This is a genomic window from Marvinbryantia sp. (assembly GCF_047017445.1).
In the GTDB taxonomy this organism is placed as follows: domain Bacteria; phylum Bacillota; class Clostridia; order Lachnospirales; family Lachnospiraceae; genus Marvinbryantia.
The window spans coordinates 1-25,278 of record NZ_JBKXTT010000007.1; the positions used below are offsets into that span (position 1 = coordinate 1).

The window sequence follows — 25,278 nt, forward strand, 5'->3', positions numbered from 1 at the left end:
CATACGAGAGCTTCTTCCGCAGGGAATTATTTGTGTGGAGTCCGCTTTGTTTCACTACGGATATAGTGATTTTTCCCCCCGTGAATGGTCGATTGCTGTGCCGAGAACAGCGTCTCGTGCTGTAAAGAACATTGAAGAATTTCCGATGAAGGCTTACTATATTCAAAAGGGCTTTTTAGATATAGGCAAGTCCACAAGCAATTTTAACGGTGTAATATTGCCTGTGTATGACCGTGAGCGAACAATATGCGATTGTTTTAAGTACCGCACAAAACTTGACAATGAAATTTTTAATAAGGCTGTCAATGCCTATGCTGCTGATGAAAAAAAGAACCTTGCAAATTTATCTAAGTACGCAAAGGAAATGAAGCTTTATACAAAAGTTATGAATGTAATGGAGGTGCTGCTCAATGGCTGATATTGCTGCATCTGTGCTTGCACGACTGAAAAACAAGGCTGCCGAAAGCGGCAGAAGTTATCAGCTCTGCTTGCAACTCTTTTGCCAAGAGGAATTTTTGCGCCGTTTGGAAAAGTCCAAGTATGCCGATAATCTCGTATTGAAGGGCGGCTTGTTTCTCTATTCCCTTACTGACTTTGATAGCCGAGTAACGGTTGATGTAGATTTTTTGCTTCGGCAAATACCCAATACACCAGAACAATTAAAGGGTATCCTTGAGGAAATTATTACGGTTCAGACAGGCAATGATTTTGGTGTTGGCGATGTCATTGTGCCGAAACAGGAAAAAAGAAAAATTCCTACTCAGCTTGATGATTTTATTGCACCTACAATTAATACTTATTCCATCGAAACGACCGTTGCTGAAAAAATTGATGCGATCCTCACCCTGATGGAATTTTCCAGCCGCATGAAAGACTATTATGATATTTACTATCTTGCCAATAAATTTGATTTTGACGGTAATGTGCTGACCGAAGCACTCAGAAAAACCTTTGCGAACCGTGAACACAATTTTACAGTGGAGCAGTTTGAACAGGTCAGGGCTTTTGATGATGACGAGGCTATGCAGAAGAAATGGAAAGCTTTTTGCCGTAAAATTGACACGAAAACTGATGATTTTAGTACGGTGTTGATAACAATAAAAGCCTTTTTAGCAAAACCGTTTACAGCAGCAGTTGGAGACAGAGAATTTATTGAAAAATGGTCTGCCGCTAATAGCGAGTGGATGTAATTAGGAGGGATTGTATAATAAGTAATCCAATTAAAGACGCATTTGATAAAGCGTCCTTGACTAAAGATATAGATGAAAGAGATAGTATTATTTTCAATTATCAAAGATACGGATGGTTAGATAGAGATGCTGCGATTAAAAAAATTCAAGAATTAAGGATAAGCGATGAAGATATAGCGGCAGCTGCTGCTGTAAATCTTTCCGTATCTTCTATACCTTTCAGTCAGTCAACAAACGATCAAATTGTTGGGGAGTTAGCTATGCAGAGGCATATTTTGCAGGCAAAGCTGATTAAGAAACAGGCGGAGGAACAGAAATGAAATATGAACTTAATGGTATAAGCACGCCATTTGGAGGAATTTCTTGGAATAAATCTATTTCTGCAAAAGATAAGTTTTCTTTTTTATTGATATATTTAGAATCAAAAAGAATATTAGTTAATCCGATTGAAATGGAAAATAAAGAATGGTGTATAGAATCAGTTTTAGAAATAAAAGATCAACTTGTTTCAATTACTAAAGACACTTCTTTCAAGAAAGATGATTTATCTATTATTCGTAATATGATTGAAGATTGTAATCAGTATTTAGATACAGTTTCACTTTTAAAATTACCCAATATTATATTTAAAAGTAATGAAATAGAGGGCACTTGGGAAGATTTGAATTTTGACAAAGCTATGAAACAGTTTAGAAAATCATTAAAAAAAGAAATCGAAGCAATCGAAAAGCGTCACAGTCTTTCCTTTAATAAAATAATACCAGATGAATTTTAGGGAGTACAAAGAAGCAATCAAAACAGGGGAATTCTCGGATAAGTATAATCTTACAAATAAGGATCTTGAGAAATTTTCCCCTTATTCCCTGCTGAAACAAAGGGTAAAGATGTCGATTACGACCATATTGTTTATGATACATATGATTTTCTCGATAAACTTATAGGGTTTATACTGAGCGATTTGTTCTATGCGGTTTTCCATCAGTATTATCTTTCGTATCAAGACGAACGTGCTGAGCGGTTGGCAAAGTACATCAAATATGGAACAGAAGACTCAACTGAGATATGGATGTTACGATATGGGTTTTCTTTTGAAGAAATTGAATGGTTGAAGCCTTGTGTTGAAAGTATTAATCAAACGGAAATTAAATTTAATGAAAAAATTGAAAACCTCAGCGATGCTCAGAAAAGTAGTATTGCGAAATTTATTTTTTAAAATTGAATGAATTTTGAGAACTTCTCACAATATGTATTTGAACTTAACGCAACGGCGGCAAGGTGGCTGTTTAGCTTACCGCTTGTAAACAAATTCATATACAAAACCTTATAATTTTACTTTAAGTATTTTGCGTGCCGCTGTCCCCATACGCCAATATGCCTTTTTTCCTTTTCGGCGGGTAAAATAAGATCAGGCAAATAATAGTCGCCTTGAAGTGTATAACTGCTACCTGTTTTTTCATCTGTGTAATGCTGTTTCATTTTGTAATCCTCCAATATGATTGATTTTACCTACAATCCGATCAATCTGGCTGGCTACAAAGCCAAAGGGAGAAGCTACTTCCTTATGTAGCCTCTCCCTTGTGAGTATCCTTTTTTACTGGAATTTTACGGAAAACGGACAGCTGAAACGCCGGGTTTCCGATAGCAGAGATGCTGCTTCAGATAGCGGAGACGAGATGCCGCAGATAGCGGAGCATCTGTTCCTTATCCTGCAGAAACTTTTCCGTACACTGAAAATAAGAAACTTTATCTTTGTAGGCTTCTTTAAATACCGGTTCAAACAGAATATCATTCTGCGGCAGGAAGAAGCCTTCTTTTTTCGTAAAGCAGGTGGCGGCGGTGGCTGGCTCCCGATAGTCCTTGTCCACATAGGCGGCGATGCTTTTGTGAATGGCGATATCCTCAAGAGGAAGGTAGTAATAATTTTTATAGTCCGGGAAAAAGTGCTTCAGGGAGCCGCGTATACCGTGAATCTGAAAGGCAAGACGGGTATTTTCGCCCGTCAGATAAAAATGCTCGCCGCGGTAGGAAAAGGGCTTTGGCAGCTTTGCAGGGTACCAGGTCTCGATGATCAGAGAATCGCCTGCCGCATGTCCGCCCGCAACGCCAAAGCTTCCGTTTAAGACCGGCAGGTAGGAGAGCAGCGGCAGGATAGAGAGCATACCGAGCAGATCCTCGTAGTTGTGCAGCAAAAGCAGTCTCAAGCTATCCTTCGAGGGAACGGACGCATACTGGTGATAGATGTCGATCAGCTCGCCGCCGGAGTATTGATCCTCGCGGCGGATATCCAGAAACTCCTCCAGGCTTTTCTGTTTCAGCGCCGGCAGGGACAACAGATTCTTCAGCGGCCGGAGCATACGGTACAGGTCGCGGCTGACAAGTGTGGAGAAGGTGTCCGCAAGCTGGTAAGCGCGGCACTTTTCCTGCAGATAGGGAATGTCAAAACGGTCGCCGTTAAAGTGGATCACCTGGGAAAATTTTCTCGCAAAGGCGAGAAAGGCGGCCAGAACCTGATCCTCCTCAGATGGAGTCTCGGCGAACCACTGGGTAATCTGCCAGCCGGAGGGAGCATAGCTGACGGCTCCGATCAGATATAAAGAGGAGCTGCGCGCGGAAAGCCCCGTCGTTTCGATATCAAAAAAGAGCATACCGGATTTGTTATAATCCTGGAATGCGGTGCCGTTTAAATTTAACTGAATGGGGTAAATTTTCGTAATCATGACTGCATTATAGCGCATTTTGCGGAATCAGGCAAATAAATATTGAAGGAATTTGTGTGGATAAGTCGTGCTTGTCAAGTATGGAAATATATGGTAAAATAAGTACATCTAAGGGGCGGAGTATTCAAAAGGGGTACTCCGTCTTTTTTGCGTGTAAGATCCCGCTTTGTATTGTTTCGGGAATGCGCATGGCATATATGGAGTGCCCGGATGGGGAAGGGAAATCATTTGGGAGGATTTTGCAATGCGTATAAAACAAAAAATAGCAGGAGTCTGTATGCTTGCCGGTCTCTGCTTGTCAACGGCGGTGAACGCACAGGAGCCTGCGGTGATCGATGCGGACTACAGCGCGGCGATGCTCAGCATTATGAGCGAGGGAGAGGTTCCGCAGGAGGAGCCTGTTGAAGAGCTTGCGCAGCAGAATGTGCAGGAGGTTGCCATTCAGAAGGAGTCCTATACAACCGATGTGCTGACGGTGCGTGCGCTGCCGGGCACGGAGTACGAGGAGGTCGGCAAGCTTGCGCAGTATACGAAGGTGCAGGTGACGGGCGTCTGTGACAACGGCTGGAGCCGTGTACAGATGGAAAGCGGGGTCGTTGGTTTTGTGAGCAATGAGTATCTCTCGGACCTTGTGCCGGCAGGGGCGCAGAATATCGGGGAGTCAATGGGCGTCTTTACCGTCACCTATTACTGTGCGTGTGAGCTCTGCTGCGGGTGGTGGTCCGGCGGACCGACGGCGAGCGGGGCGTACCCGGTGGCGGACTGGACAGTCGCGGCAGATCCGGAGGTGCTTCCGCTTGGCACGCACATCTATATCAACGGTCACGAGTATTGCGTTGAGGATACCGGAAGCGGCGTGGAGGGAAAACACATTGACATTTATGTAAATGACCATTCCGTTGCGGTCAACAATGGGGTCGCTTCGGCAGAGGTATTTGCAAGTAAATGATGTTTTTCACAAAAAACGCTAGACTATTTTGGCGTTTTATGAGAAAATATGAGCGAGGTACAAACCGGCCGCAGCAGTCAGCCGGTGTACATAGAAAGATATTTATTATTGAAAGGAGTCTTAAAATGATTTATTCACGCGAAGTAGAAGAAATGTGTCCAGTTGCACAAGGCGTTCATCATGGCGCAGCTCCCATTCCGGAAGAAGCAAAATGGGTTCAGGCAAAAGAGGTAAAAGACATTTCCGGTCTGACACATGGTGTTGGCTGGTGCGCACCGCAGCAGGGTGCATGCAAGCTTACTCTGAATGTAAAAGAGGGTATCATCCAGGAAGCGCTGGTTGAGACGATCGGATGTTCCGGTATGACCCATTCCGCAGCTATGGCATCGGAGATCCTTCCGGGTCTGACTGTTATGGAGGCGCTGAACACAGACCTCGTATGTGATGCGATCAACACCGCAATGAGAGAGCTGTTCCTGCAGATCGTATATGGACGTTCCCAGTCCGCATTCTCGGAGGACGGACTTCCGGTTGGCGCTGGTCTGGAGGACCTTGGAAAGGGTCTTCGCTCCCAGGTTGGTACCATGTACGGCACACTGAAAAAAGGTCCGCGTTACCTGGAAATGGCAGAAGGTTATGTTACCGGCATTGCTCTTGATGCAGACAATGAAATCATTGGTTATCAGTTCGTAAGCCTTGGAAAGATGACAGACTTCATCAAAAAGGGCGACGATCCGAACACTGCATGGGAAAAGGCAAAAGGTCAGTACGGCCGTGTAGCAGACGCTGTTAAAATCATCGATCCGAGAAAAGAATAATAGAGGGAGGTAACAGGAAATGGCTTTATTTGAATCATATGAAAGACGAATTGACAAAATCAATTCCGTTCTGAATAGTTATGGCATTGCTTCCATTGAAGAGGCAGAGAAGATCACAAAGGATGCAGGGCTGAACGTTTACGATCAGATCAAAGGCATCCAGCCGATCTGTTTTGAAAACGCATGTTGGGCATACACTGTAGGCGCAGCGATCGCGATCAAGAAGGGCTGCAAGAAAGCATCTGAAGCTGCAGCAGCGATCGGCGAGGGTCTGCAGGCATTCTGCATTCCGGGTTCCGTTGCAGATACCCGTAAGGTAGGTCTTGGTCACGGAAACCTCGGCAAAATGCTTCTTGAGGAAGATACCGAGTGCTTCGCATTCCTGGCTGGTCATGAGTCCTTCGCGGCAGCAGAGGGCGCGATCGGTATCGCTGAGAAGGCAAACAAGGTTCGTCAGAAACCGCTGCGCGTTATCCTGAACGGTCTTGGAAAAGACGCTGCTCAGATCATCGCGAGAATCAACGGCTTCACCTATGTTGAGACAGAGTACAACCCGTACACCAATGAGGTAAAGGAAGTATTCCGCAAATCCTACTCTGAGGGACTTCGTGCAAAGGTAAACTGCTACGGCGCAAACAGCGTTCCGGAAGGCGTTGCGATCATGTGGAAAGAGGGCGTAGACGTTTCCATCACCGGAAACTCCACCAATCCGACACGTTTCCAGCATCCGGTTGCAGGTACCTACAAGAAGGAATGTAACGAGAAGGGCAAGAAGTATTTTTCCGTAGCATCCGGCGGCGGCACAGGCCGTACCCTTCACCCGGACAACATGGCAGCAGGTCCGGCTTCCTACGGTATGACAGATACGCTTGGACGTATGCATTCTGATGCACAGTTTGCAGGCTCCTCTTCCGTTCCGGCTCACGTTGAGATGATGGGTCTGATCGGTGCGGGCAACAACCCGATGGTTGGTATGACGGTGGCGGTTGCGGTAAGCATTGAGGAAGCTGCAAAAGCAGGCAAATTTTAATTAAAAAATTCTTTAAAATCAAGGGTTTGGAGCTTTCGGGCAGGTCCCGAAGGCTCCTTTCTTTTTCAGCTGATAATCGCGATTTTCAATGGAAAATTGGGTTAGATTTGAAAAAAGTCAACATTTGGTCAACATTCATTTTCAATGTTGACCAAATGTTGACTTTTTTGATATGATTTGGCTTTGCGGCAGGCAGAATATTTTAGTATATTAGTCATACATGCTATTTAAAATTGCAAAGCTGCGTGTTTGAATTGTTTCTGTTAAATGATCCGTGTATATATTTGTAGTAGAAAGATTTACATGTCCTAATCGTCTTTGTATGTAAACCATATCAGCTCCGTTTTCTTGTAACATTGTAGCGTGCGTATGGCGTAGACTATGGAAATCAAACTCAGGGAAATTCATTTTATGATGGATTACAGATGAAGTATGTTGCATAGTACGTGGCGCAATATATTCTCCATTTTCTCTAACCAGTAACGGCTGTATTTCTACGCTCCCTAAATTGTCCGAGAGTCGGTTCATGGCAGGCGGAAACTTTTCTGGTCTTTTTCCTCCATATATCAATGGTACTTCAACGTAATAGTGTTTATAAAAATTACCATAATAAGTACGTGCTCTATCTTGTTTTTCAATTTCTTTTCCTAACAGTTCCGTTAATTCATTGTCAATATCAATTACTCGATAAGAACGGAATTTAGGTTCTGAAAAGTACCAGTAGCCGTTACCGGCTCTTGAGCTTCCATTATCTAATTGTTTTTGTTTTACAGAACGAGTTTTATCTTGATACCAGCTCTGACGAGCAAAAATAATTATTAATAAAAACCTCCCTTTTTCAGGAGAATTGCGAGATAATAAAGTTAGCTCGAAAACTTTTTTCTTCGCAAGCCCGAAAGAAGGGAGGTTTTTCCAGCAAAAACAAAAGAAAAAATCATGAGAAAAGAATCAAGGGAACACCTGGCACGGTTTAACCTTGCCTGTGAATTGGTAAAGGTGATCCGCCACTTTTTCCCGGAACTTTTATCCTTGTTAAAGCAGGTGGAGGATCCAAGGCACCAAAGCTATATCATCTATAGCAACCATGTCTTACTGATGACACGGATCCTGTCATCTATATTTTATATCAACAGCATGAGGAGTACAAGCGGAGAATTTAATGATGAAACTGTAATTGAAAATATTGGGGTGTTGTGCGGAGAAGAACTAAAGGAGCTGCCTTATTGGGAAACGATCAACAATTATCTGAAACGGTTTTCATCGGATGAATTACAGAAAGTTGTATGTCGGCTGGTATACAGGCTGATCCGGAGCAGAGCTTTCGAGGATGCGCGGCTTCGAGGAAAATACTGGCAGATTATTATAGATGGGACACAGTTGTATCGGAGCAGAAAAGATCTGGGAGAACACAGCTTGTTCTGTCGAAAGAAGAAAGGAACTGAGGGAGAATATACGGAGTATTACTATTATGTATTGGAAGCAAAGGTCATTCTTCACGAAAAGATTCAGGTGAGCATTCTGACAGGGTTTATCGAGAATGAAAAGCGGGAAGTGGAGAAGCAGGACTGTGAGCAGGAAGGTGCAAAACGGCTGATGGAGCGTTTGAAACAGGAATTCCCGATGCTGCAGATCTGTATCTGCGGGGGACAGCTTGTATGCGAGTGAAGGATTTTTTAAAGAATGCCGCAGGAAGAAATGGAAATATATTTTACGATATAAGGAAGGGAGCATCCCCAGTATTAACCAGGAGTATCAGGTATTAAAAAAGCAGGAAAAGAACCTGCAGGAAAAGCCGGAAGGAGTATATGACTATGTTACAGGGATTGATTACCGAGGAGAAAGCATCAACGTAGTGGAATACGAGGCCGTGGAAGAGAAAAAGAAGTTTTTGTTTGTAACGGATCTGAGTATCACGGGGAGAAATGTAAAAGAAACAGCGGAACGAGGAAGATGGAGATGGAAAATAGAAAATGAAGGATTCAACGCACAGAAAAAACAAGGGTATTATCTGGAACACCGGTTCAGCCATGATTACCAGGGGATGAAGAACCATTATTATCTGATACAGATTGGGCACATGATTGCACAAATCATAGAAGCCTGGGAGATGTTGTGGGAAAAAGTAAAGCAGAGCAGGAAGCAAAAGCACCGGCTCCTGCTCAATGCGTGGAAAAACAGACGGATAAAAGAGGATGAATCAGAATTGGAGAAAAAAATACAAGTGAGATTTGTGTACAACTAACGAAAGGAAGTGATGAGGGAAGATAAGGGGAAAAGAAGGGTGCATAAAGGGAAAAAGAGGGGAAGTTTCGGCTTTTTGAGAACGAACAGCCAGATGCAATGAGTAAAAAAGCCAAAAAGACGCTCTTTATATAAACAAAATATATTTTGCTCGTCAAAGCTGATATTGAGAAAAAAGAAAATGACTTTAGCCGCAGAGTATGATAAAATAAAGAAGCATAGTCAATATTAAGTCAGAGAAAGGGGCGATGATAATGACAAAGCTGAGACAGGATGCAATAACACTATTAAATGAAATTCCAGAAGACAAATTAGTATTTATTATACAGATCATGGAAGGGGTAGCCGGGCTGTATGGGCAGGATGATGAGCGGAGAACAAAGGCCTTTCAAACATTAGAGCGGCTAAGAAAAACGGATGTGGTTGATTTAGATTACAAGGAGGAGTTAGCATCTTATCGTGAGGAGAAATATGGGAATGCGGGTGTTGATTGATACAAATGTTGTTTTAGATTATATACTAAACCGCGAGCCATATTCTGAGTCAGCAAGAAAGATTGTGGCAGCCTGTGAAAAGCGGAAGATATCCGGGTGCATTGCGGCACATACAGTTTCTAATATGTTCTTTATCTTACGCAAGGTATATACCATAGCAGAGAGAAAAGAAATACTGCTTGCCGTATGTACATTATTTGATGTAGAGTGCGTGGATACAGGCAAAATTCAAAATGCATTGAAAAATGATGAATTTGATGATTTCGAAGATTGCCTGCAAATGGAGTGTGCAAAAGAATATCATGCAGATTATATTGTAACACGCAATGTTGCAGATTTTTCAGGAAGCGATATTCCATGTGTAGAGCCGGAACAGATGTGTGAAATGTTCCAGGATATTTTAGGTTAAGTGGTTATTGATAGAAGTCTGAGATTCCCCTCTGGAAGCAGATTTGCTGAAAGAGGGGGTTTTTTAACTCAAATTATGTATTTGAAGTTGTTTCACATTATGACAGCAGCAGAAACGGGATTCGATACGCCAGAGATGCCTGAAGCTTTATGAAATCTGCCGGGAGCTAGATCTTCGATGCTGCCGCATGACGTGGGATGTGGGAGAAGATGGATTGTGGAATGGAGCCTATAAAGGGATTGATGATTGGATCTTAAGAGATACTATGGAAAAGAAACGGAAAGCTGCGTGATTCTATTGCCTTTACAATATAGATGAATAATGATATAATTATATCAAAAAAAAGATATATGGAGGTGACGAGATGATTATAAAAGCATCTGCAGCTTTAAGAAATGACTATACAGCAATCTCTAACCTTGCCAAAGAAACCAAGGAACCTATTTACATTACCAAGAACGGAGAAGGTGATGTAGTAGTCATGAGTATAGAAGCTTTTGAAAAGCGGGAGCAGATATTGGAACTGCGGGCAAAAGTATTGCAGGCAGAACAGGAACGCATTGCCGGGGAGCCGACGTTAACTGTTTCCGAAGCGAGGGAAAAACTGAGGGAAAGACTAAATGGCATATAGGGTAGAGATTCTTCCGACCGCGTGGGAAGATTTAAAAAGGATTGAGGATTGGTATGCGGTACAGTTTGATGTAGAAACTGCGGTTAAAGTCAGCGATCATATCCTGGATGTTATTGAACGCTTGGAGCAGTTCCTGGATTTTGGATCAATGATACCAGATACGTGGCTGAATGAACAGGGATACCGCATGGTAATTTGTAAAAAACATGTTGCCATTTACAGGAAAATTGATAAAACAGTATATGTATACCATATTGCGGATACTCAGACAGAGTATACAAAACTGTTTTATTAAGAAAACGGAATGAAAGAGATTTATCTGTCACAGGATGGTTGTGGCCGGACAAAAAGGAATCTGCATTGCAGGTTCCTTTTTGTCTGTCCGGGATCAGCCGCAGAAAGCAAGGATGCGGCGTGGTTGGAAAAGACAGTTTTCTATGGAAACCAGAACATATATCAGGTCATGAAGGGGGAAAGATAGTTGGGAAAAGAATCATAGAAAAGGGCGCGTTGCGAGTTCGCTGGCTTTTGCTTTGTGCAGCACTGCGCTCATTCTGGCAGGAACTTCTGCAGCAGCCGAAACAGACGGAATACATCAGAAGCAGACACAGGAGAAGAAACAGGGCGAGAAAAACAAAGAGAAGATTATTCTAAAGATAGAAACAGATACCAGACAGATCCCTGCGGCCAGGCAGGGAAGGTCTGGTATCTAAAAAATAAGATTATCGGGAAGTTACGGGTGCTGTGATGGCACCCGTTTTTTTCGCAGACCGGAAAGACAGATGTAATTTTAAAAAGCTTGCCGGGGCTATTAGATGCAGGAGAGATGAACACGGTTCCCGCGGGGACATATGGAACGGAACAAAGACCGCAGAAAAGCGGCGGATTTAAAAGAAGGGAGATTATGATGTTTCAATTAAAAGAAAAGAGCAGGGAAGTAACAAATATGAGTGAAGTAAAAGAACAGCCTTTAAACTGGCTTTGGTATCCGTATATACCGTCTGGAAAGATTACGGTTATCCATGGTGCGCCGGATTCCGGAAAAACCATGTTTGCCTGTCAGCTCATGGCAGCATTTACAAGTCAGAAGAATCTGGAAGGGATGGAGGAACACCCAACGGGAAATGTGCTTTATTTCAGTGCGGATGATGATCTTTCCGACATGGTAGGACCCAGGCTTATAGAATCCGGCGCGGATCTGTCCAGAATATTAGCTGTCAATGACATGCTTCCCTTTACTCTGGCAGATGAAAGTATAGAAAAACTGATTGAAGACTTTAATATTCATGTGATGATTGTTGATCCTATTCAGGAATATCTGGAATATGAGGTTTATGGGGATGAACCGGAGCTGATTTATCCGATCCTGCATAAGCTGGAGGGGATTGCGAAGCATACCGGTTGTGCAATGATATTGATTGCCTATTCAGATGGCTTGGGAAGTGAAAACGGGAATATATGGAAAAATGAGTTTGCAGAAAAAATCAGCAGCGTGCTTTGTCTGGAGAGGGCGGATATGGAGACAAAGGAGAGCTGCCTAATTCACGAAAAATGCCTTCTTGCACCGGAAGGGGAGAAAAAAACGGTTGCTTTATTTCAAAACAATAAAAACTGATTTTTTTAAGATTTTTTAAGATTTGCATATTTTGCTGTTATTGAGTTGGAAGCCTTGTAACCTGCTTTCTGCTCATGCCTGCCGCTGTGAGGTAGTTGTACATTTGCAAAAGGCAAAAACGGACGGTAGCATTCTGGGTTATCGTCCGTTTAGGTGATTTTATTCTATAATTCAGTTTTCAAAAACAATATATATAGTCATTATCTATTTTCTCCATTTTTCCTGAAGTAAAGAAACAATAATCAGAATTATAAAAGCGCCAATATCCATAAGGTTCTTTCTCACATTAGGCCACTTATATATTACCGGATTCAGATTTTGCCAATTTGAGCTGCTGTGCAGGAAAAACACGATTTTCAGCAGATTTTTCTTGAATTTCTGACTTTTCTGCTGGTGAGGAAATGCTATGATAAGAAAAGATCAGAATAGAAAGAAGGCATCAACGATGGAAACGATCAGAGTAAATGCAAAAGAAAATGGAAAGAAGATAAAAAAATACTGGAATACCTGTATCGGAGCAGGAAGAGCCGGTGAGGGATTAAGGGCAGTGTGGCAGAAACAGCTGCAAATGACGGTAAGAGACTGTGGATTTCGATATATCCGTTTTCACGGACTTCTGTGTGATGAGATGGGCGTATATCGAAAAGAAGGGGAAAAGGAATTTTATAATTTCGCCTATATAGATATGCTGTTCGATGCGCTGTTGGGGATGAAGATCCGGCCATTTGTAGAATTCGGATTTATGCCGGAAGCGATGGCAAGCGGAGACGGAACCCAATTCTGGTGGAGAGCGAATGTAACGCCGCCTGTTGATTATGAAGCGTGGGGGAGGCTGCTTGCCGATCTGGTCAGACACTGGATCGAGAGATATGGGCTGGAGGAAGTGGAGCAGTGGTATTTTGAAATCTGGAACGAAGCGGATCTCCATGCTTTCTGGTATGGGACAAAATCCCAGTATTTCCGTCTCTATCAGACTTCGGTAAATGCAATAAAAGGTATCTGCGAAAGACTGCGTGTCGGCGGGCCGGCGACCAGTAATTTTGTGCCGGATTCCAGATTTGACGGAGAAGTGGAAGACGTAAGCGCTCATAAGACGAATCAGGTGGAGGATCTGCAGAGTCTGGAATGGAAAGGCACATGGATTGAGGATTTTCTGCGCTTTTGTGAGACAGAGCATTTGTCGGTTGATTTTGTGTCCACACATCCGTATCCGACAGATTTTGCAGTAGACAACCAAAGAGAAGGAACCGGATTGAAAGGCAGGTCGCGGTATGTGAATGCTCTGCAGGATGACCTGACATGGCTTAGGAACACGTTAGACGCCAGTGTATATAAAGATGCGGAGATCCATCTGACGGAATGGAGTTCCAGTCCGACGTCAAGAGACTGTAGCCATGATTCTCTTGCCGAAGCGGTATACATTATAAAATGCAATCTGGATTCAGAAGGGTTGGCAGATTCCCTCTCCTACTGGGTGTTTACCGATATCTTTGAAGAACAAGGACCAGGCCCGGAACCATTTCACGGAGGATTCGGCCTGCTCAATATGCAAGGGATTAAAAAACCGGCATATCATGCATATCGTTTTCTGAATCAATTGGGAGAAGAAGTGATCTGGAAAACAGAGGGAGCTATAATTACAAAAAATCAACAGGGGAAACTTCGGGCGCTTTTTTATCATTATCCGAAAGAAGTCGCAGAATCTGTTCCAATTTCAGCATATCCCGACAGAAGGACGATTGAAGAATTCCAAAAACAAGGAGAAACGGCAGAGCTCTCTATGTGTATTACCAAGTTAGCAGCGTCATCGTCTTTCAGAATGGAGATTTTGGATCAGGAAAGTGGAAACGTAGTAAAACTATGGGAGTCTTTTGGCTGTCCGTCAAATCTTACACGGGAACAGGAAACGGCGTTGAAAACCTGTGGGGAGAATCTGAAAGAAGAGATGCTGGAAGCGGATGAAACGGGAATCCTGAATCTGGATCTGACACTGAAACCGTGGAGTGTTGTTTTGATTTCAGAGCAGTAGGAAACAGCAGGAGAGGGAAAGTGATGAGAGCAGAAGTATTTGTAAATCCGGACAGGGTGATATCGGAAGTATCTGCCGGTATTTTCGGGAGTTTTATTGAAAATCTTGGCGCATGTATCTATGGCGGGGTTTATGATCCGGGAAGTCCTGCGGCGGATGAGGATGGGTTCCGGATGGACGTGATAGAAACAGCGAAAAAAATGGGAGTGACTTCAGTTCGCTTTCCCGGCGGCTGCTATGCGCCGTATTATCATTTTGAAGACGGAATCGGACCGAAGGAACAACGGCCGAAGACACGATACAGAACGCATTATGATAATCCGGATAATTCGTTTGGAACAGACGAATATATCAAGTGGTGTAGAAAGATAGGTGCCGAACCGTTTATCTGTATCAATATGGGAACCGGAACCCCGGAAGAGGCAAGAAACTGGGTGGAATACTGCAACGGTTCAGTTGGAAGCCGTTATGCGGATCAACGATGGGAAAATGGTCATAAAGAACCTCATGGAGTCAGGCTGTGGGGTATTGGAAATGAAGTTGGCGGAAACTGGGAGCTTGGATATTTCGATCATGCAGGAGATTATGTGAGACGGGCACGTGAATTTGCAATGGCGATGAAAGAGGCGGATCCCTCAATTAAACTGATCGGCTGTGGTGCACATTTTCCGGTACTGGATGGCATTTATGACGCACCAACCGGATATTTCCCTAATCCGTCTGATAATTGGAACCGGGAAGTACTGGATCGTATGTTTGAATATCTGGACTATATTGATCTGCATCACTATATCGGACATGACTACAAAGATGATATTATGCAGACATGGGAAAAGATGGGAACAGAAAAGGTACATTATTATCTGAATGAGCAGATGCAGATTTTAGAGGACGCTTACCGGATTATGCGGGAAGATATCCGTCTGATCAGGCATAAGCATGGGAACATGAAACCCATCGGCATTGCGCTGGACGAGTATAATCCATGGTATCGCGCCGATGAGAACATCTGCTGTAACTATACTGCAGCAGACGGACTTTTGGCGGCGGCCTATTTTAACATCTTTATCCGAAATGCGGATGTCGCGGTGCTGTGCAACATGGCACAGCTTGTGAACGTACTTCCGGCAGTGATCGTAGAACCGGGCGGAGGTAGGTCCTTTCGGACGGCGGTATCTTATGTACAGGAATTATTTCTCCCCAATAAGGGACTGGAGGCGGTGGATATCTGGGTACAGTCGCCGACATGGGAGGGAGCTTATTATAAGGAAGTTCCTTATCTGGATGCTTCCTGCAGTTATGACAGAGAAAAAAAACGATTAGTATTGAATCTGGTAAACAGACATATAAAAGAAGACGTAACGGTAAGTTTCGGAATAAAAGGAAAAACGGTAGGAGCGATTTCTGGGAAATTTTTTGGAAATACAGAACCGGATACAGAAAATGATCTGGAACATCCAAACCGCCTTTCCCTCAAAGAATTCCGGTGTACAGAACCATCTGGAATTGTAATTCCGCCGCTTAGCGCGGCAGTCCTGAATGTAGAACTGATATGAATATTCGGATACCTTTGCCTGTACGGCTTGTTGTGCATTAATACTGGTGAAAAAGATTTCGAGGAAAGGGAAGAATGATGAAGATCGCATTGCTGCAGACAAAGCAAAACAAGTTGTATGATTTTGAACACAGAGAAAATATATGGACGGAAGCAGAAATTCTGGACTGCCAAAAAGAGATGACAGAGAAGAATCTGTTGCTGGCGAAACGGGCCGCGAGTCTGGGAGCAGATGTAATCGTGACTGCGGAAGCAATCAATTTTGCCGGACAGCCAAAACAATATCAGGGTGACTACAAAAAGCTGATAAAAAAAACGCAGGACAATATTTTGGAGAAGTTTTTACAGACGGCAAAAGATTCGAAGGCATATCTTATTGCGGGAATGTTTTATGCAGATGGAGAGAACGAACTCTCTAATTGTGCTTTTCTGCTTGATCCTGATGGTGAGGTGAAAGCGTGTTACAAGAAAATTCATCTGGCGGGGGACGAGAAGACATATCTGAAGGCAGGAGAAGATTTCACTGTGACAGATACCGGATATGGAAAGTTTGGTTTTGCAATTTGCTGGGATATGCAGTTTCCGGAGACAGCAAGGATACTGGCGCACAAAGGTGCGGATATTATTTTTTGTCCAACGTGGGGATGGGAATGGATCTATGGGCCTGCACGGGCTTATGAAAATGGAATCTATACTGCCGCCGCGATGGGGGTGCCATATTGGATGGATATTCAAGATCTCCGCAGTCCGAGCCAGATCATCTCGCCGGACGGACGGATACTGTCGTCCGGCAATTGTACAGGAGATGACGTGGTTATCGGAGAGGTGGATCTGAAAGCTGCAAAGCGTTGCCGGGAATCGCGGCTTTTGGAACGGAAGCCGGAATTGTATCAAGAATTATTGCAAGTATAGTACAATCAGAAATAGATTAGCCATAACAGCTTGGATTGGCTGTTATGGCTGAATTGCGTTACGAATAATTCTACGGAATAATGAGAAAATATTGCAAAATCCGCAGAATGGAATTATCATGAAATACAAGAGGCGATGCATCAGGAGACGATGCCTTACGACCGCAAAAAGAAGATTAGGATGTAAAAGAAGAGTAAATGAAACATTCGGAGTGGGACAATGGGAAAAGAGAAATTACGGAGGATCATCAAAAAGAACCGTGGTATCAGGAGAATTGCAGTGGGATGCCTGACAGCTGCCGCTTTGTTCGCATTAATTTTTGCTTTTTATAATAGGCATGCCGAAGTGGAAAACACGCAGACGGAGGAGAAAACCGTACTGATCGTGACCTTCGCGTCGGGGGACGACGGATGGAACAGATCAGTGAGTCTGGTGTGTGCCGCATTTATGGAAAAGTACCCGGAGATTGAGGTGAGACTGCAGCCTTCCACAAGGACGCAGAGCGGATTTTACGACGACTATTTAAAGCGGCAGACTGCCGTTGGCGAACTTGGGGATGTGGTGGAGGTAAAGGATATCAGGATGGCATATGAGGAAGGTATGTTCTGCCCGCTTCCGGATGAGCTGACAGACCTTCTGCAAGATACGTGGATGGCTCCTGACGGCTGTGTGTATACGCTGCCCGGCGTCAGGCTGGAGCAGGGGATGATTTATAACAAAGATGTGTTTGACGCGCTGGGGCTGACGCCGCCTTCCACCTGGGAGGAATTTGAAGTCCTGTGCGAGACGCTGAAGGAACGGCAGTATACACCCCTAGTGGTAGGGGGAGGCGATAGCTGGCATCTGATGTTCTGGTGCAGGTATTTTTTTAATTCCTGTGTAACGTCATCGAACCCATCGTGGCAGAAGGATTGCACACTGGGGAAGGTGTCGTGGACGGAAGAGGAACCGGCGGAAATGCTGGATCGGTTCGCTGGACTGTTTGAAAAAGGATACGTCAGCCGCGGCTATGCCATGACTGGCGATGCTGAGACCTGCGAGTACATCGCTAACGGCAATGCCGTTATGCTGTATTCTCTGTGCAACCAGATCCCGAAGATACAGAGCCTGAATCCGGAGATACGGCTTGGCTGGTTCTTTATGCCGGATGATGAAGGCCGGAAATATTCCTTTACCGACAATCAGTCCGGGTGGGGTATTTCAGCGGAGTGCGGAAACGATGAGAAAAAATATGACGCTGCAGTGAATTTTCTGAAGTTTTTTTATTCCGAAGAAATTTACGGAGAAATCTGCAGCCTGATGAATGCGCTTCCGGTGACAAAACAGGAAATTCCGGTAGAAAATGAGCAGCTAAAAGCAATCAGCGAAGAGGTCGGCAGTGGAGTACTGAAGCCTGAGATGCAAATCGGGGATGAAGATACGCCGGAAGGTTTCCGGAATTTTTTGTGCGCAGGTTTGAAGAAAGTGCTTGACGGGGAAAAAACAAAAGAAGAGATGTTAAAAGAATACCAGCAGGAATGGGAAAGGGCGGTTGCGGATGCAGGATAAGAAACCGGAAGAGAAGAAGCGCATTTATAGCAGCATGTTTGTAAAAATGTTTATTGCTTTTATTCTGATTGGCCTGATTCCGCTTTTGCTGACCGGACAGATCCTTTATATGCGGCTTTCATCCAGTGTGGAGGAGGTTATGATAAGCAACGCGTCACAGATGGCGGTGAACATGGGAAAAAACGTATCCGACCTGATTGGAAAATATGATGATATTACGCAGTCTTTGTACGATTATACTTCCGATGATTATCTGTACTTTTATGAGCTGTTGGATGATACAGAGCTGGAGGAAGAAGAACGGGAACGCCAGATTACCAATATTCTTTACAACATAATGAATATGGATCGGTCCATTCAAAATGTCCGGTTTATCTATGATAAGATTTATAATGTGAGCCGGGATTCCACAAAGAATATGGATATCCGCAAAGTGTTGGACGCGCAGTGGAAACCGCGGGAGGAAGATTTAAACAGCCTTTATATCATGCCGACTCATTCGGAAAGCAACTATTATTATAATTCCGAAGAAAAGGTGTTTACTATGGCGCGGAATTATATGGATGTGTCAACGATGCGCACGGCAGGGAGCAGGCGCATGGGAACTTTGTATGTTGATTTCGATCCATCGGAGCTGGAGATTCTGGAAGAGGGAATGGATATGGGGGAGGACAGCGAGGTCGTTGTGGCAGACGCAAAAGACGGTACGGTCATATACAGCAGGGATTCGGAGAAGGTGACACAGAAAAACCAGAGCATCAGCGGCATTCTGGAAGCCTTGGAAGGCGAGAGCGGGGTATATCGGACAGAAGACAGCATTTATGCATATTGCAGTGTAGAAAATACCGATTGGAAAGTACTGGCAAGTATCAGCAGGCAAAATATCGAAGGAATGTATATGGACAGCGGCAGGTTTGTTCTCGGGATGCTGGGAGCCGCTGTGCTGATTCTTGTGGCGTTTTACGGATTTTCCCGTTATACCAGCCGTCCGGTCAGGACGTTGAAAGACGCGATGGAAAAGATGCAAAAAGGCGAACTGGATACCCGGGTAGACATCCGCAGCCATGATGAAATACAGGTTCTGGGGGAGGGATTTAACGAGATGGCGGATCATCTGCAGCAGTACATTGATCAGGTGTATGTGGCTGAACTGCGGCAGAAGGACGCGGAGCTTGCCGCGTTGAAATCCACGATCAAGCCTCATTATCTGTACAATACACTGGAGGTAATCCGCATGACGGCAATTTCAGAAAACGCGGAAAAAGCCTCCAGATTGATTGACAGTCTTTCCAAACAGCTTAGGTATCTGATTGGAAATGAATCGGATCAGGTAACGCTGAAAGAGGAACTGGAAAACATTCGGGAGTATTTTTATATTGTAAAAGTGAGGTATGAAAATCTTTATGATCTTGAGATGGATGTTCCGGCGGATTGCCTGCACCTGAAAGTGTTGAAGCTGATTCTGCAGCCTGCAATTGAAAATGCGGTAAAACATGGGCTGCGTCCGAAAAAAGGAGCCGGAAAGGTTCGGATCAGTGTGCTGAGAAGATCCGGATGCCTGTGCATCACTGTTATGGATGATGGTGTGGGGATGCCGGAGGAGAAGGTGCAGGAAATCACAGATCTGCTGGGGAAGGACACTATCGGGAGCAGGAAAGGGGAAACAATCTCAATCGGCATTAAAAATACGTATGACCGGATTGTAAAGAATTACGGAAATAGCTACGGATTTCAGATTACAAGCTGCGAGAACCTGGGAACAATTGTGGAATATACACTGCCGGTGCTGGAGGAATGAGAAATGTTAAAAGTAATCATAGCCGATGATGAGCCTGTCATCGTAAAAGGATTGAAAAAGCTGATCCCGTGGGAAGAATACGGTCTGTCCATCATAGATGAAGCGATGGACGGAAAGAAACTGTGGAAGAAAGTGACAGAGAAAAAGCCGGACATTGTCGTTTCAGATATCTGTATGCCAGAAATGACTGGCCTGGAATTCATGGCACGCTTAAAGCAGGAGCAGATAGAGCCTCAGGTGATTTTTATCAGTGGATATCAGAAATTTGAATATGTGCAGGAAGCGATCCAATTGGGCGCAGTGGATTATATTCTGAAGCCGGTGTTAAGGGAAGCGATGGAGGGAGCCGTGAAAAAAGCGCTGCTGCGTCTCCGCAATCAGGAAAGGCTGGAAATATTCCGGGAAGAAAAGAATGAACTTCAGGAACTGCTTGCAAGACTGAACAGTGATAATGGATATGCGCCGGAGGAACTGTATGAAAGCTTCTGTAATATGGGGATCGATTACAAAGGGAAAACCTTTGTTGGCATCTGCTTCTATCTTGATGACAAGCGGAAAAAGCGGCTAGAAGTGGAGAATTATAAAAAAGCAGAATTGATTAAATTCTCTGTGTTTAACCGTATCCAGAACTTTTTCCGGGATAATAAGAAGGGAGTTCCGATGAAAAGGGAAGAGGACTGCCTTTATATTCTTTGCATGATTGAGCCAAAAGAGAAGGGAACATTGCTCTCAGACTACGTGCTGCCGGTGTTGGATTTGGTGGAGCAGGAGATGAAAACAGAACTTCGATCCGGCGTGGGATCGTTTTCGGAAAAAGCGTCCGATTTGGGTTATATGTATAAATCGGCAAAATTTGCATATGAGATGCGGTATTTTTTAGACAGGAAAGTGATCTGCGCAGACGATATCCATAAGAAATTCACAGATTCCTTTGAAGATTACGAACGGTTGAAAAAAGAGATCCTGGAAATGCTTGTAACCCGGAGGCCGGAAGTAACGGAGAAGTTTGAAGAATGTATTGAATTAATCAAAAATCTTCATTACGGAAACCGCTATGCTGTGATTAACCGTTGTATTCTTTTTTCTGGAACACTCAATGACGACCTAAAGGCATATGGCGCCGCTTTTGGAGAAGATGAAAAAAGGCAGATTGAATTTATGGAAAAAATGCGTGCTTCCATTACTTATGATGAACTGAAGCAGGAGTTTCTGGACTATTACGGTTTGCTTACCAATCAGATTGCCAGCCGTGCGGTTCTTTGGGAGAATCCGGCCATTGCACAGGTAGTCAATTATATGAAGGCACATTTTGAGGAAGATATCAATATGCGGAAAATGGCGGAAATGGCCTGTGTAAATTCGGTATATTTCGGGGCATTATTTAAGAAAACAACGGGCCGGAATTTCAAAAGCTTTTTGACAGGTCTCCGTATGGATGAGGCAAAACGGCTTGTGATTACGACAGATCTCAGAACCTATGAAATTGCGGAAAAGGTCGGCTATCAGAATACAAGGCAGTTTACGGAGAAATTCAGAGAATATTACGGCTGCAGCCCGGCAGAGTATAAAAGAAAACTGACAGAAAAGTAACAGGAAATACAAAATAATACAGGACATTTATGGGAGTCGGATATCCGGCTCCTTTTATGTACGGGCAAAAAACGTCTTGAAAACCTGCACTTTTTTCTTGAAAAGCAGCATTTGAAAAAAATCTGAAACTGCTATGATAAGTATAAAGAAAGAGGAAGAGAGGTAATAAAATGCAACGGGTAAAGAAAAAGAACGGTTTCTTTCAGGAAATTAAAAAGCATGGCTTCCTATATGGAATGACGGTTCCGGGAATCCTTCAGATTTTTATTTTTTCCTACATACCGATGCTGGGGCTGGTTATCGCATTTCAGAATTTTAATGTAAAAGACGGAATATTCGGGAGCAGCTTCTGCGGATTGAATAATTTCAGGTTTTTCTTTAATGGCAGTATCTGGCCTGGATTAAGCAAGGCGGCAGTCAATACGCTGTGGCTGAATGTAATCTTTATTATAGCATCGACATTTGTATCCGTAGTCCTTGCAGTGGTGTTCAGTGAGATTACAGCCAAAAAGTATAAGAAGATCACACAGACGCTGTCACTGCTTCCTTACTTCATATCATGGACGATTGTGTCTTTGTTTTTGAACAATGCAGTAATCAGTACAGATAACGGCATCCTGACGAATTTGCTGGAAGGCATGGGGATTCAGATCAATTTTTATCAGGAGGCATGGGTATGGCCGATCATTATGGTAGTTTTAAAGGTATGGCAGGCGTCGGGGTACGGCGCAATAGTCTATCTGGCTACAATTACAGGGATTGATCCTGGAATCATGGAGGCGGCTGAGATTGACGGAGCTACAAAGTGGCAGAAGATCAGATATATGACGCTGCCGATCCTGCGTCCGACGGTTATCTTGATGACATTATTTAACATAGGAAGAATTTTCTACGGAGATTTTAGAATGTTCTATGCGTTGATCGGGGACAACTCCATGCTTTATTCTACGGTGGACGTCATTGATACGTATACATACAGGGCGATGCGGACGCTGAATGAATATGGATTGAGCACGGCGATCGGTATGGTACAATCAGTTCTTGGATTCATCATGGTGGTAACGGCAAATAAGCTGGCAAGAAAATACGAACCGGATTCAGCTATTTTTTAGGAGGGCATTATGAAAGAAAGGGCAGTTAAGAATCACAGAAAGTTAAGTAAAAGCGAGCAGGCGCTCAAGATCGCGTGTTATCTGATTGCAGGAGTCTTTGCATTCTTTTGTATTGTGCCATTCGTTTACATCATAGCCTGCTCATTTTCGGAAGAAGCTTTGATACTAAAGAATGGATTTAAACTGATTCCGCAGGGGTTTACCATGGCGGCGTATGAGGTGGTATTTGGAGGAAAACAAATCTGGATCTCTTACGGAGTATCTATCTTTGTCACGGTAGCTGGTACGCTTTTGAGTATGCTTGTAAGTTCTATGTTGGCATATCCGTTGGCGGCAGGAATCAAATACGGTTCCAGAATCAACCTGTATATTTACTTTACCATGATATTCAACGGAGGTCTTGTCCCCACGTATATGTTGATATCCAGATATCTGCATCTTACCAATACGGTTTGGGCGCTGATCCTGCCGAGCATGGTTATTCCATGGAATGTATTCCTACTGCGGAACTTTTTTACGGCGATACCGAGCTCGTTAGCAGAATCGGCAAAGCTGGACGGTGCCAATGATATGACGATTTTGTTCCGTATTATCCTCCCATGCTCAAAACCAGCGCTTGCTACCGTTAGCCTGTTTTATGCGCTGGGGTACTGGAACGAATGGTTCAAGGCAATGCTCTATAATGCGGGAGACAAAAATACATGGCCGCTACAGTATCTGATCATGCAGTTGATCAGAAAAACTGAAACATTGGCAAACATGGCGTCACAGGGAGCTGCGGTTAATACGGCGACCTTGCCAAGCACGACCATGAAAATGGCGACAGCGCTCTGTACGATCGGGCCGATTATACTGGTATATCCCATCGCGCAGAAATATTTCACAGGCGGAATTATGGTAGGTTCCGTCAAAGGATAAGGCAGTAATGCAACAAAAAATATATATCATCTGTAAAAGCAGAGAAGGAGGAATTATGACAACAAAAATCTGGAAGAGAACAGCGGTGTCCGCACTTGCGGCTGTGATGGCGGTATCCATGGCGCCATGCAGATCAGAGGCAAAAGAGACGTCTGGAGAAAAGACAGAGCTTACATTCTGGCTCACAAATGAAGGGGAGAACTATGAAAAGGTATTCGATGAATTTGAAAAGCGTGCAGGCGAGGACATGGGAATTGACATCAAGGTAAACTGGACAACAAAGCATGTGGAAGAGATGCCATTGAAGCTGATGAATCAGGAAGCATGCGACCTGACCTTTGACGCCTACTGGGTAAATCTGGCATCCAATATCAGCAATGGTCTGTATGCAGATCTTTCGGAATATTTTGATAATGACGAGTATCCGGGGCTGAAGAAGGCATTTACACCGGAGATTCTGGAAACGATGGTGAGCGATGACGGCGCGATCTATGCGATCCCGTTTTTTGAACAGTATGCGGACATGCGGTGCATCTTCTACCGTGAAGACTGGAGAGAGCAGCTTGGCTGTGAGCCAGTCACCAGCGAAGAAACATTCCATGCGTATCTGCAGGCGGTAAATGAGAATAAGGATTCCCTTGGTATTGAGTCTGCAATGGGATTGAAAGACCGCGGATACTTCTACTATCTTTCTGACTGGTATACGGCGGTGGAAAATAATATTGTAGAAGTGGATAACACCGGAGTTACTGCGAACTTGAATTTCCGGGCGCTTCTGTCAGATGACGGGAAGACGGTAGAAGATGTAAGCATCTTTGGCGATCCGGACGAACGGTTTGCAGACTATCCCGAAGGGTATCAGGAAAACTTTATGACAAAGCGCTTTCTGAAAATCGCAGATGAATACGGTGATTTCGGAAACGCAGATTCAGCGACAGTGACGAACTCGGAAGAAAAGTTCTATGTAGGAAAATATGGTGCCATTGAAGGAAATCTGGACGGATATAATAACATTGCCACCAACCTGAAACAAAACGCACCGGACAGCGAACTTGGCGTATGGTTCTATGAGGATCAGATCAACAACAAAGAGGCAACCTTTACCAATCAGGCATTGTCGGCAAACTATGTGGCAGTACCGTATTATTCTGAAAATATTGGCGCAACGATGGAATTCCTTGACTGGATTTTCCAGAGCCAGGAAAACCACGACCTTTTCTGCTACGGAATCGAGGGTGAGGACTGGGAAGACGCAGGCGACAAGACAATGGAAGATCTGACACCGAATAACAAATATGTATTTCCGGGATATGAGCTGTGCTGGAATCCGGAATACACAAGAGTCAACGTAACATGGCCGGAGGAGATGCGGGAATATAAAGCTTACGCAACTGATAAGGAAAATTTTGAACTGAATCCGATCAGCGGCTTTGTATTCGATCCGAACGTATCGACAGAAGTAAAAATAGCATATGCAGCCCTGAAACAGACAGGCGGAGATTATAGGGCACAGCTTCAGAGCGGCCTGTTCGGAGCGGATACACAGGCAAAAATCGACGAGTTTTACGAAAAAGCAAAGAATGATATTGAGATCGTCAGAGCGGAAGTAGAAAAACAGCTTCAGGAATTTCTGGACGGAAAATAAGAAGCGGGATGTAATGAACCGCATGTGATTGGATGGCAGGCTGCCATGCGGGAGGTTTCGGCATGGCAGCCTTTTGG

Annotated in this window: 26 protein-coding genes; 23 read left to right on the forward strand and 3 right to left on the reverse strand. The window is 44.0% G+C overall.

Annotation, left to right across the window (positions count from 1 at the left end; translation table 11 throughout):
* The 4 genes from ACLU9Q_RS09285 to ACLU9Q_RS09300 all read left to right on the forward strand — a co-directional run.
* Positions 1-418, forward strand: a 418-nt coding sequence (locus ACLU9Q_RS09285; protein ID WP_412625096.1) for a type IV toxin-antitoxin system AbiEi family antitoxin domain-containing protein, incomplete at its 5' end; no start/stop codon positions are given.
* The gene (locus ACLU9Q_RS09290) at positions 411-1,190 is read left to right on the forward strand and encodes a nucleotidyl transferase AbiEii/AbiGii toxin family protein (protein WP_296832321.1); all 780 of its coding nucleotides are present in this window, start codon (positions 411-413) and stop codon (positions 1,188-1,190) included. The genes ACLU9Q_RS09285 and ACLU9Q_RS09290, both read left to right, overlap by 8 nt.
* Complete coding sequence (locus tag ACLU9Q_RS09295) at positions 1,181-1,510, forward strand: hypothetical protein (RefSeq protein WP_296832316.1); 330 nt, start codon at positions 1,181-1,183, stop codon at positions 1,508-1,510. The genes ACLU9Q_RS09290 and ACLU9Q_RS09295 overlap by 10 nt, the downstream gene beginning before the upstream one ends.
* Positions 1,507-1,965, forward strand: coding sequence for a DUF6650 family protein (locus tag ACLU9Q_RS09300; protein ID WP_296832313.1), 459 nt, complete (start codon positions 1,507-1,509; stop codon positions 1,963-1,965). Before ACLU9Q_RS09295 ends, ACLU9Q_RS09300 begins: the two co-directional genes overlap by 4 nt.
* A 554-nt stretch (positions 1,966-2,519) precedes the next feature.
* On the opposite strand, the gene ACLU9Q_RS09305 is transcribed toward ACLU9Q_RS09300, so the two are convergent.
* Both ACLU9Q_RS09305 and ACLU9Q_RS09310 read right to left on the reverse strand, forming a co-directional pair.
* Positions 2,520-2,666 carry a TnpV protein gene (locus ACLU9Q_RS09305; protein ID WP_296832310.1) on the reverse strand — a complete coding sequence of 49 codons (147 nt, stop codon included), beginning with the start codon at positions 2,664-2,666 and terminating at the stop codon, positions 2,520-2,522.
* A gap of 179 nt (positions 2,667-2,845) precedes the next feature.
* Positions 2,846-3,907: a ribonuclease H-like domain-containing protein gene (locus ACLU9Q_RS09310; RefSeq protein WP_296832307.1), complete on the reverse strand. Its 1,062-nt coding sequence runs from the start codon at positions 3,905-3,907 to the stop codon at positions 2,846-2,848.
* Positions 3,908-4,151: 244 nt separating this feature from the next.
* Here ACLU9Q_RS09310 and ACLU9Q_RS09315 point away from each other — a divergent pair, with 244 nt between their 5' ends.
* From ACLU9Q_RS09315 to ACLU9Q_RS09325, 3 genes are all read left to right on the forward strand, one after another.
* Positions 4,152-4,856, forward strand: a complete 705-nt coding sequence (locus ACLU9Q_RS09315) for a 3D domain-containing protein (protein ID WP_296832304.1) — start codon at positions 4,152-4,154, stop codon at positions 4,854-4,856.
* A gap of 125 nt (positions 4,857-4,981) precedes the next feature.
* Positions 4,982-5,674: an iron-sulfur cluster assembly scaffold protein gene (locus tag ACLU9Q_RS09320; protein ID WP_296832301.1), complete on the forward strand. Its 693-nt coding sequence runs from the start codon at positions 4,982-4,984 to the stop codon at positions 5,672-5,674.
* Between the two features lie 19 nt (positions 5,675-5,693).
* Positions 5,694-6,704: a GGGtGRT protein gene (locus ACLU9Q_RS09325; protein ID WP_296832297.1), complete on the forward strand. Its 1,011-nt coding sequence runs from the start codon at positions 5,694-5,696 to the stop codon at positions 6,702-6,704.
* 210 nt (positions 6,705-6,914) lie between these two features.
* Here the strand turns inward: ACLU9Q_RS09325 and ACLU9Q_RS09330 are convergent, their stop codons facing one another.
* The gene (locus tag ACLU9Q_RS09330) at positions 6,915-7,232 is read right to left on the reverse strand and encodes a tyrosine-type recombinase/integrase (RefSeq protein ID WP_074680303.1); all 318 of its coding nucleotides are present in this window, start codon (positions 7,230-7,232) and stop codon (positions 6,915-6,917) included.
* Between the two features lie 408 nt (positions 7,233-7,640).
* Here ACLU9Q_RS09330 and ACLU9Q_RS09335 point away from each other — a divergent pair, with 408 nt between their 5' ends.
* From ACLU9Q_RS09335 to ACLU9Q_RS09410, 16 genes are all read left to right on the forward strand, one after another.
* Positions 7,641-8,369 (forward strand): hypothetical protein, encoded by a 729-nt coding sequence (locus tag ACLU9Q_RS09335; RefSeq protein ID WP_412625097.1) that lies wholly within the window; start codon positions 7,641-7,643, stop codon positions 8,367-8,369.
* Positions 8,356-8,946 (forward strand): hypothetical protein, encoded by a 591-nt coding sequence (locus tag ACLU9Q_RS09340; RefSeq protein ID WP_412625098.1) that lies wholly within the window; start codon positions 8,356-8,358, stop codon positions 8,944-8,946. Before ACLU9Q_RS09335 ends, ACLU9Q_RS09340 begins: the two co-directional genes overlap by 14 nt.
* Positions 8,947-9,199: 253 nt before the next feature.
* Positions 9,200-9,439: a hypothetical protein gene (locus ACLU9Q_RS09345; protein WP_040785737.1), complete on the forward strand. Its 240-nt coding sequence runs from the start codon at positions 9,200-9,202 to the stop codon at positions 9,437-9,439.
* Entirely contained in the window at positions 9,423-9,848 is a 426-nt protein-coding gene (locus ACLU9Q_RS09350; protein WP_302591517.1) for a PIN domain-containing protein, read from the forward strand. Before ACLU9Q_RS09345 ends, ACLU9Q_RS09350 begins: the two co-directional genes overlap by 17 nt.
* Positions 9,849-10,212: 364 nt before the next feature.
* Positions 10,213-10,479, forward strand: a complete 267-nt coding sequence (locus ACLU9Q_RS09355) for a type II toxin-antitoxin system Phd/YefM family antitoxin (protein ID WP_006863491.1) — start codon at positions 10,213-10,215, stop codon at positions 10,477-10,479.
* The gene (locus ACLU9Q_RS09360; protein ID WP_006863492.1) at positions 10,469-10,774 is read left to right on the forward strand and encodes a type II toxin-antitoxin system RelE/ParE family toxin; all 306 of its coding nucleotides are present in this window, start codon (positions 10,469-10,471) and stop codon (positions 10,772-10,774) included. Before ACLU9Q_RS09355 ends, ACLU9Q_RS09360 begins: the two co-directional genes overlap by 11 nt.
* Before the next feature lie 651 nt (positions 10,775-11,425).
* Positions 11,426-12,094 (forward strand): AAA family ATPase, encoded by a 669-nt coding sequence (locus tag ACLU9Q_RS09365; RefSeq protein ID WP_412625099.1) that lies wholly within the window; start codon positions 11,426-11,428, stop codon positions 12,092-12,094.
* A gap of 406 nt (positions 12,095-12,500) precedes the next feature.
* On the forward strand, positions 12,501-14,123 hold the full coding sequence (locus tag ACLU9Q_RS09370) for a GH39 family glycosyl hydrolase (protein ID WP_412625100.1): 1,623 nt from the start codon (positions 12,501-12,503) through the stop codon (positions 14,121-14,123).
* Positions 14,124-14,146: 23 nt separating this feature from the next.
* Positions 14,147-15,679 (forward strand): alpha-L-arabinofuranosidase C-terminal domain-containing protein, encoded by a 1,533-nt coding sequence (locus ACLU9Q_RS09375; RefSeq protein WP_412625101.1) that lies wholly within the window; start codon positions 14,147-14,149, stop codon positions 15,677-15,679.
* Between the two features lie 74 nt (positions 15,680-15,753).
* Entirely contained in the window at positions 15,754-16,590 is an 837-nt protein-coding gene (locus ACLU9Q_RS09380; RefSeq protein WP_412625102.1) for a carbon-nitrogen hydrolase family protein, read from the forward strand.
* Positions 16,591-16,809: 219 nt separating this feature from the next.
* Positions 16,810-18,138, forward strand: coding sequence for an ABC transporter substrate-binding protein (locus ACLU9Q_RS09385; protein WP_006863501.1), 1,329 nt, complete (start codon positions 16,810-16,812; stop codon positions 18,136-18,138).
* The gene (locus ACLU9Q_RS09390) at positions 18,128-19,936 is read left to right on the forward strand and encodes a sensor histidine kinase (RefSeq protein WP_006863502.1); all 1,809 of its coding nucleotides are present in this window, start codon (positions 18,128-18,130) and stop codon (positions 19,934-19,936) included. Before ACLU9Q_RS09385 ends, ACLU9Q_RS09390 begins: the two co-directional genes overlap by 11 nt.
* A 3-nt stretch (positions 19,937-19,939) precedes the next feature.
* The gene (locus ACLU9Q_RS09395; protein WP_302591530.1) at positions 19,940-21,526 is read left to right on the forward strand and encodes a response regulator transcription factor; all 1,587 of its coding nucleotides are present in this window, start codon (positions 19,940-19,942) and stop codon (positions 21,524-21,526) included.
* 170 nt (positions 21,527-21,696) lie between these two features.
* A complete protein-coding gene (locus ACLU9Q_RS09400) occupies positions 21,697-22,638 on the forward strand; it encodes an ABC transporter permease (RefSeq protein ID WP_412625103.1) in 942 nt (313 codons plus the stop codon).
* Between the two features lie 9 nt (positions 22,639-22,647).
* Positions 22,648-23,556 carry a carbohydrate ABC transporter permease gene (locus tag ACLU9Q_RS09405; RefSeq protein WP_302591533.1) on the forward strand — a complete coding sequence of 303 codons (909 nt, stop codon included), beginning with the start codon at positions 22,648-22,650 and terminating at the stop codon, positions 23,554-23,556.
* A gap of 55 nt (positions 23,557-23,611) precedes the next feature.
* Positions 23,612-25,201, forward strand: a complete 1,590-nt coding sequence (locus ACLU9Q_RS09410; RefSeq protein WP_412625104.1) for a DUF3502 domain-containing protein — start codon at positions 23,612-23,614, stop codon at positions 25,199-25,201.
* Positions 25,202-25,278: the final 77 nt, after the last annotated feature.

Coding starts and splice junctions, on each gene's coding strand:
- ACLU9Q_RS09375 (WP_412625101.1), top strand. CDS start 14,147: ATGAGAGCAGAAGTATTTGTAAATCCGGACAGGGTGATATCGGAAGTA.
- ACLU9Q_RS09335 (WP_412625097.1), top strand. CDS start 7,641: ATGAGAAAAGAATCAAGGGAACACCTGGCACGGTTTAACCTTGCCTGT.
- ACLU9Q_RS09305 (WP_296832310.1), bottom strand. CDS start 2,666: ATGAAACAGCATTACACAGATGAAAAAACAGGTAGCAGTTATACACTT.
- ACLU9Q_RS09330 (WP_074680303.1), bottom strand. CDS start 7,232: ATGAACCGACTCTCGGACAATTTAGGGAGCGTAGAAATACAGCCGTTA.
- ACLU9Q_RS09410 (WP_412625104.1), top strand. CDS start 23,612: ATGACAACAAAAATCTGGAAGAGAACAGCGGTGTCCGCACTTGCGGCT.
- ACLU9Q_RS09345 (WP_040785737.1), top strand. CDS start 9,200: ATGACAAAGCTGAGACAGGATGCAATAACACTATTAAATGAAATTCCA.
- ACLU9Q_RS09380 (WP_412625102.1), top strand. CDS start 15,754: ATGATGAAGATCGCATTGCTGCAGACAAAGCAAAACAAGTTGTATGAT.
- ACLU9Q_RS09405 (WP_302591533.1), top strand. CDS start 22,648: ATGAAAGAAAGGGCAGTTAAGAATCACAGAAAGTTAAGTAAAAGCGAG.
- ACLU9Q_RS09390 (WP_006863502.1), top strand. CDS start 18,128: ATGCAGGATAAGAAACCGGAAGAGAAGAAGCGCATTTATAGCAGCATG.
- ACLU9Q_RS09355 (WP_006863491.1), top strand. CDS start 10,213: ATGATTATAAAAGCATCTGCAGCTTTAAGAAATGACTATACAGCAATC.
- ACLU9Q_RS09385 (WP_006863501.1), top strand. CDS start 16,810: ATGGGAAAAGAGAAATTACGGAGGATCATCAAAAAGAACCGTGGTATC.
- ACLU9Q_RS09290 (WP_296832321.1), top strand. CDS start 411: ATGGCTGATATTGCTGCATCTGTGCTTGCACGACTGAAAAACAAGGCT.
- ACLU9Q_RS09325 (WP_296832297.1), top strand. CDS start 5,694: ATGGCTTTATTTGAATCATATGAAAGACGAATTGACAAAATCAATTCC.
- ACLU9Q_RS09370 (WP_412625100.1), top strand. CDS start 12,501: ATGATAAGAAAAGATCAGAATAGAAAGAAGGCATCAACGATGGAAACG.
- ACLU9Q_RS09300 (WP_296832313.1), top strand. CDS start 1,507: ATGAAATATGAACTTAATGGTATAAGCACGCCATTTGGAGGAATTTCT.
- ACLU9Q_RS09360 (WP_006863492.1), top strand. CDS start 10,469: ATGGCATATAGGGTAGAGATTCTTCCGACCGCGTGGGAAGATTTAAAA.
- ACLU9Q_RS09320 (WP_296832301.1), top strand. CDS start 4,982: ATGATTTATTCACGCGAAGTAGAAGAAATGTGTCCAGTTGCACAAGGC.
- ACLU9Q_RS09315 (WP_296832304.1), top strand. CDS start 4,152: ATGCGTATAAAACAAAAAATAGCAGGAGTCTGTATGCTTGCCGGTCTC.
- ACLU9Q_RS09395 (WP_302591530.1), top strand. CDS start 19,940: ATGTTAAAAGTAATCATAGCCGATGATGAGCCTGTCATCGTAAAAGGA.
- ACLU9Q_RS09350 (WP_302591517.1), top strand. CDS start 9,423: ATGCGGGTGTTGATTGATACAAATGTTGTTTTAGATTATATACTAAAC.
- ACLU9Q_RS09400 (WP_412625103.1), top strand. CDS start 21,697: ATGCAACGGGTAAAGAAAAAGAACGGTTTCTTTCAGGAAATTAAAAAG.
- ACLU9Q_RS09310 (WP_296832307.1), bottom strand. CDS start 3,907: ATGATTACGAAAATTTACCCCATTCAGTTAAATTTAAACGGCACCGCA.
- ACLU9Q_RS09365 (WP_412625099.1), top strand. CDS start 11,426: ATGAGTGAAGTAAAAGAACAGCCTTTAAACTGGCTTTGGTATCCGTAT.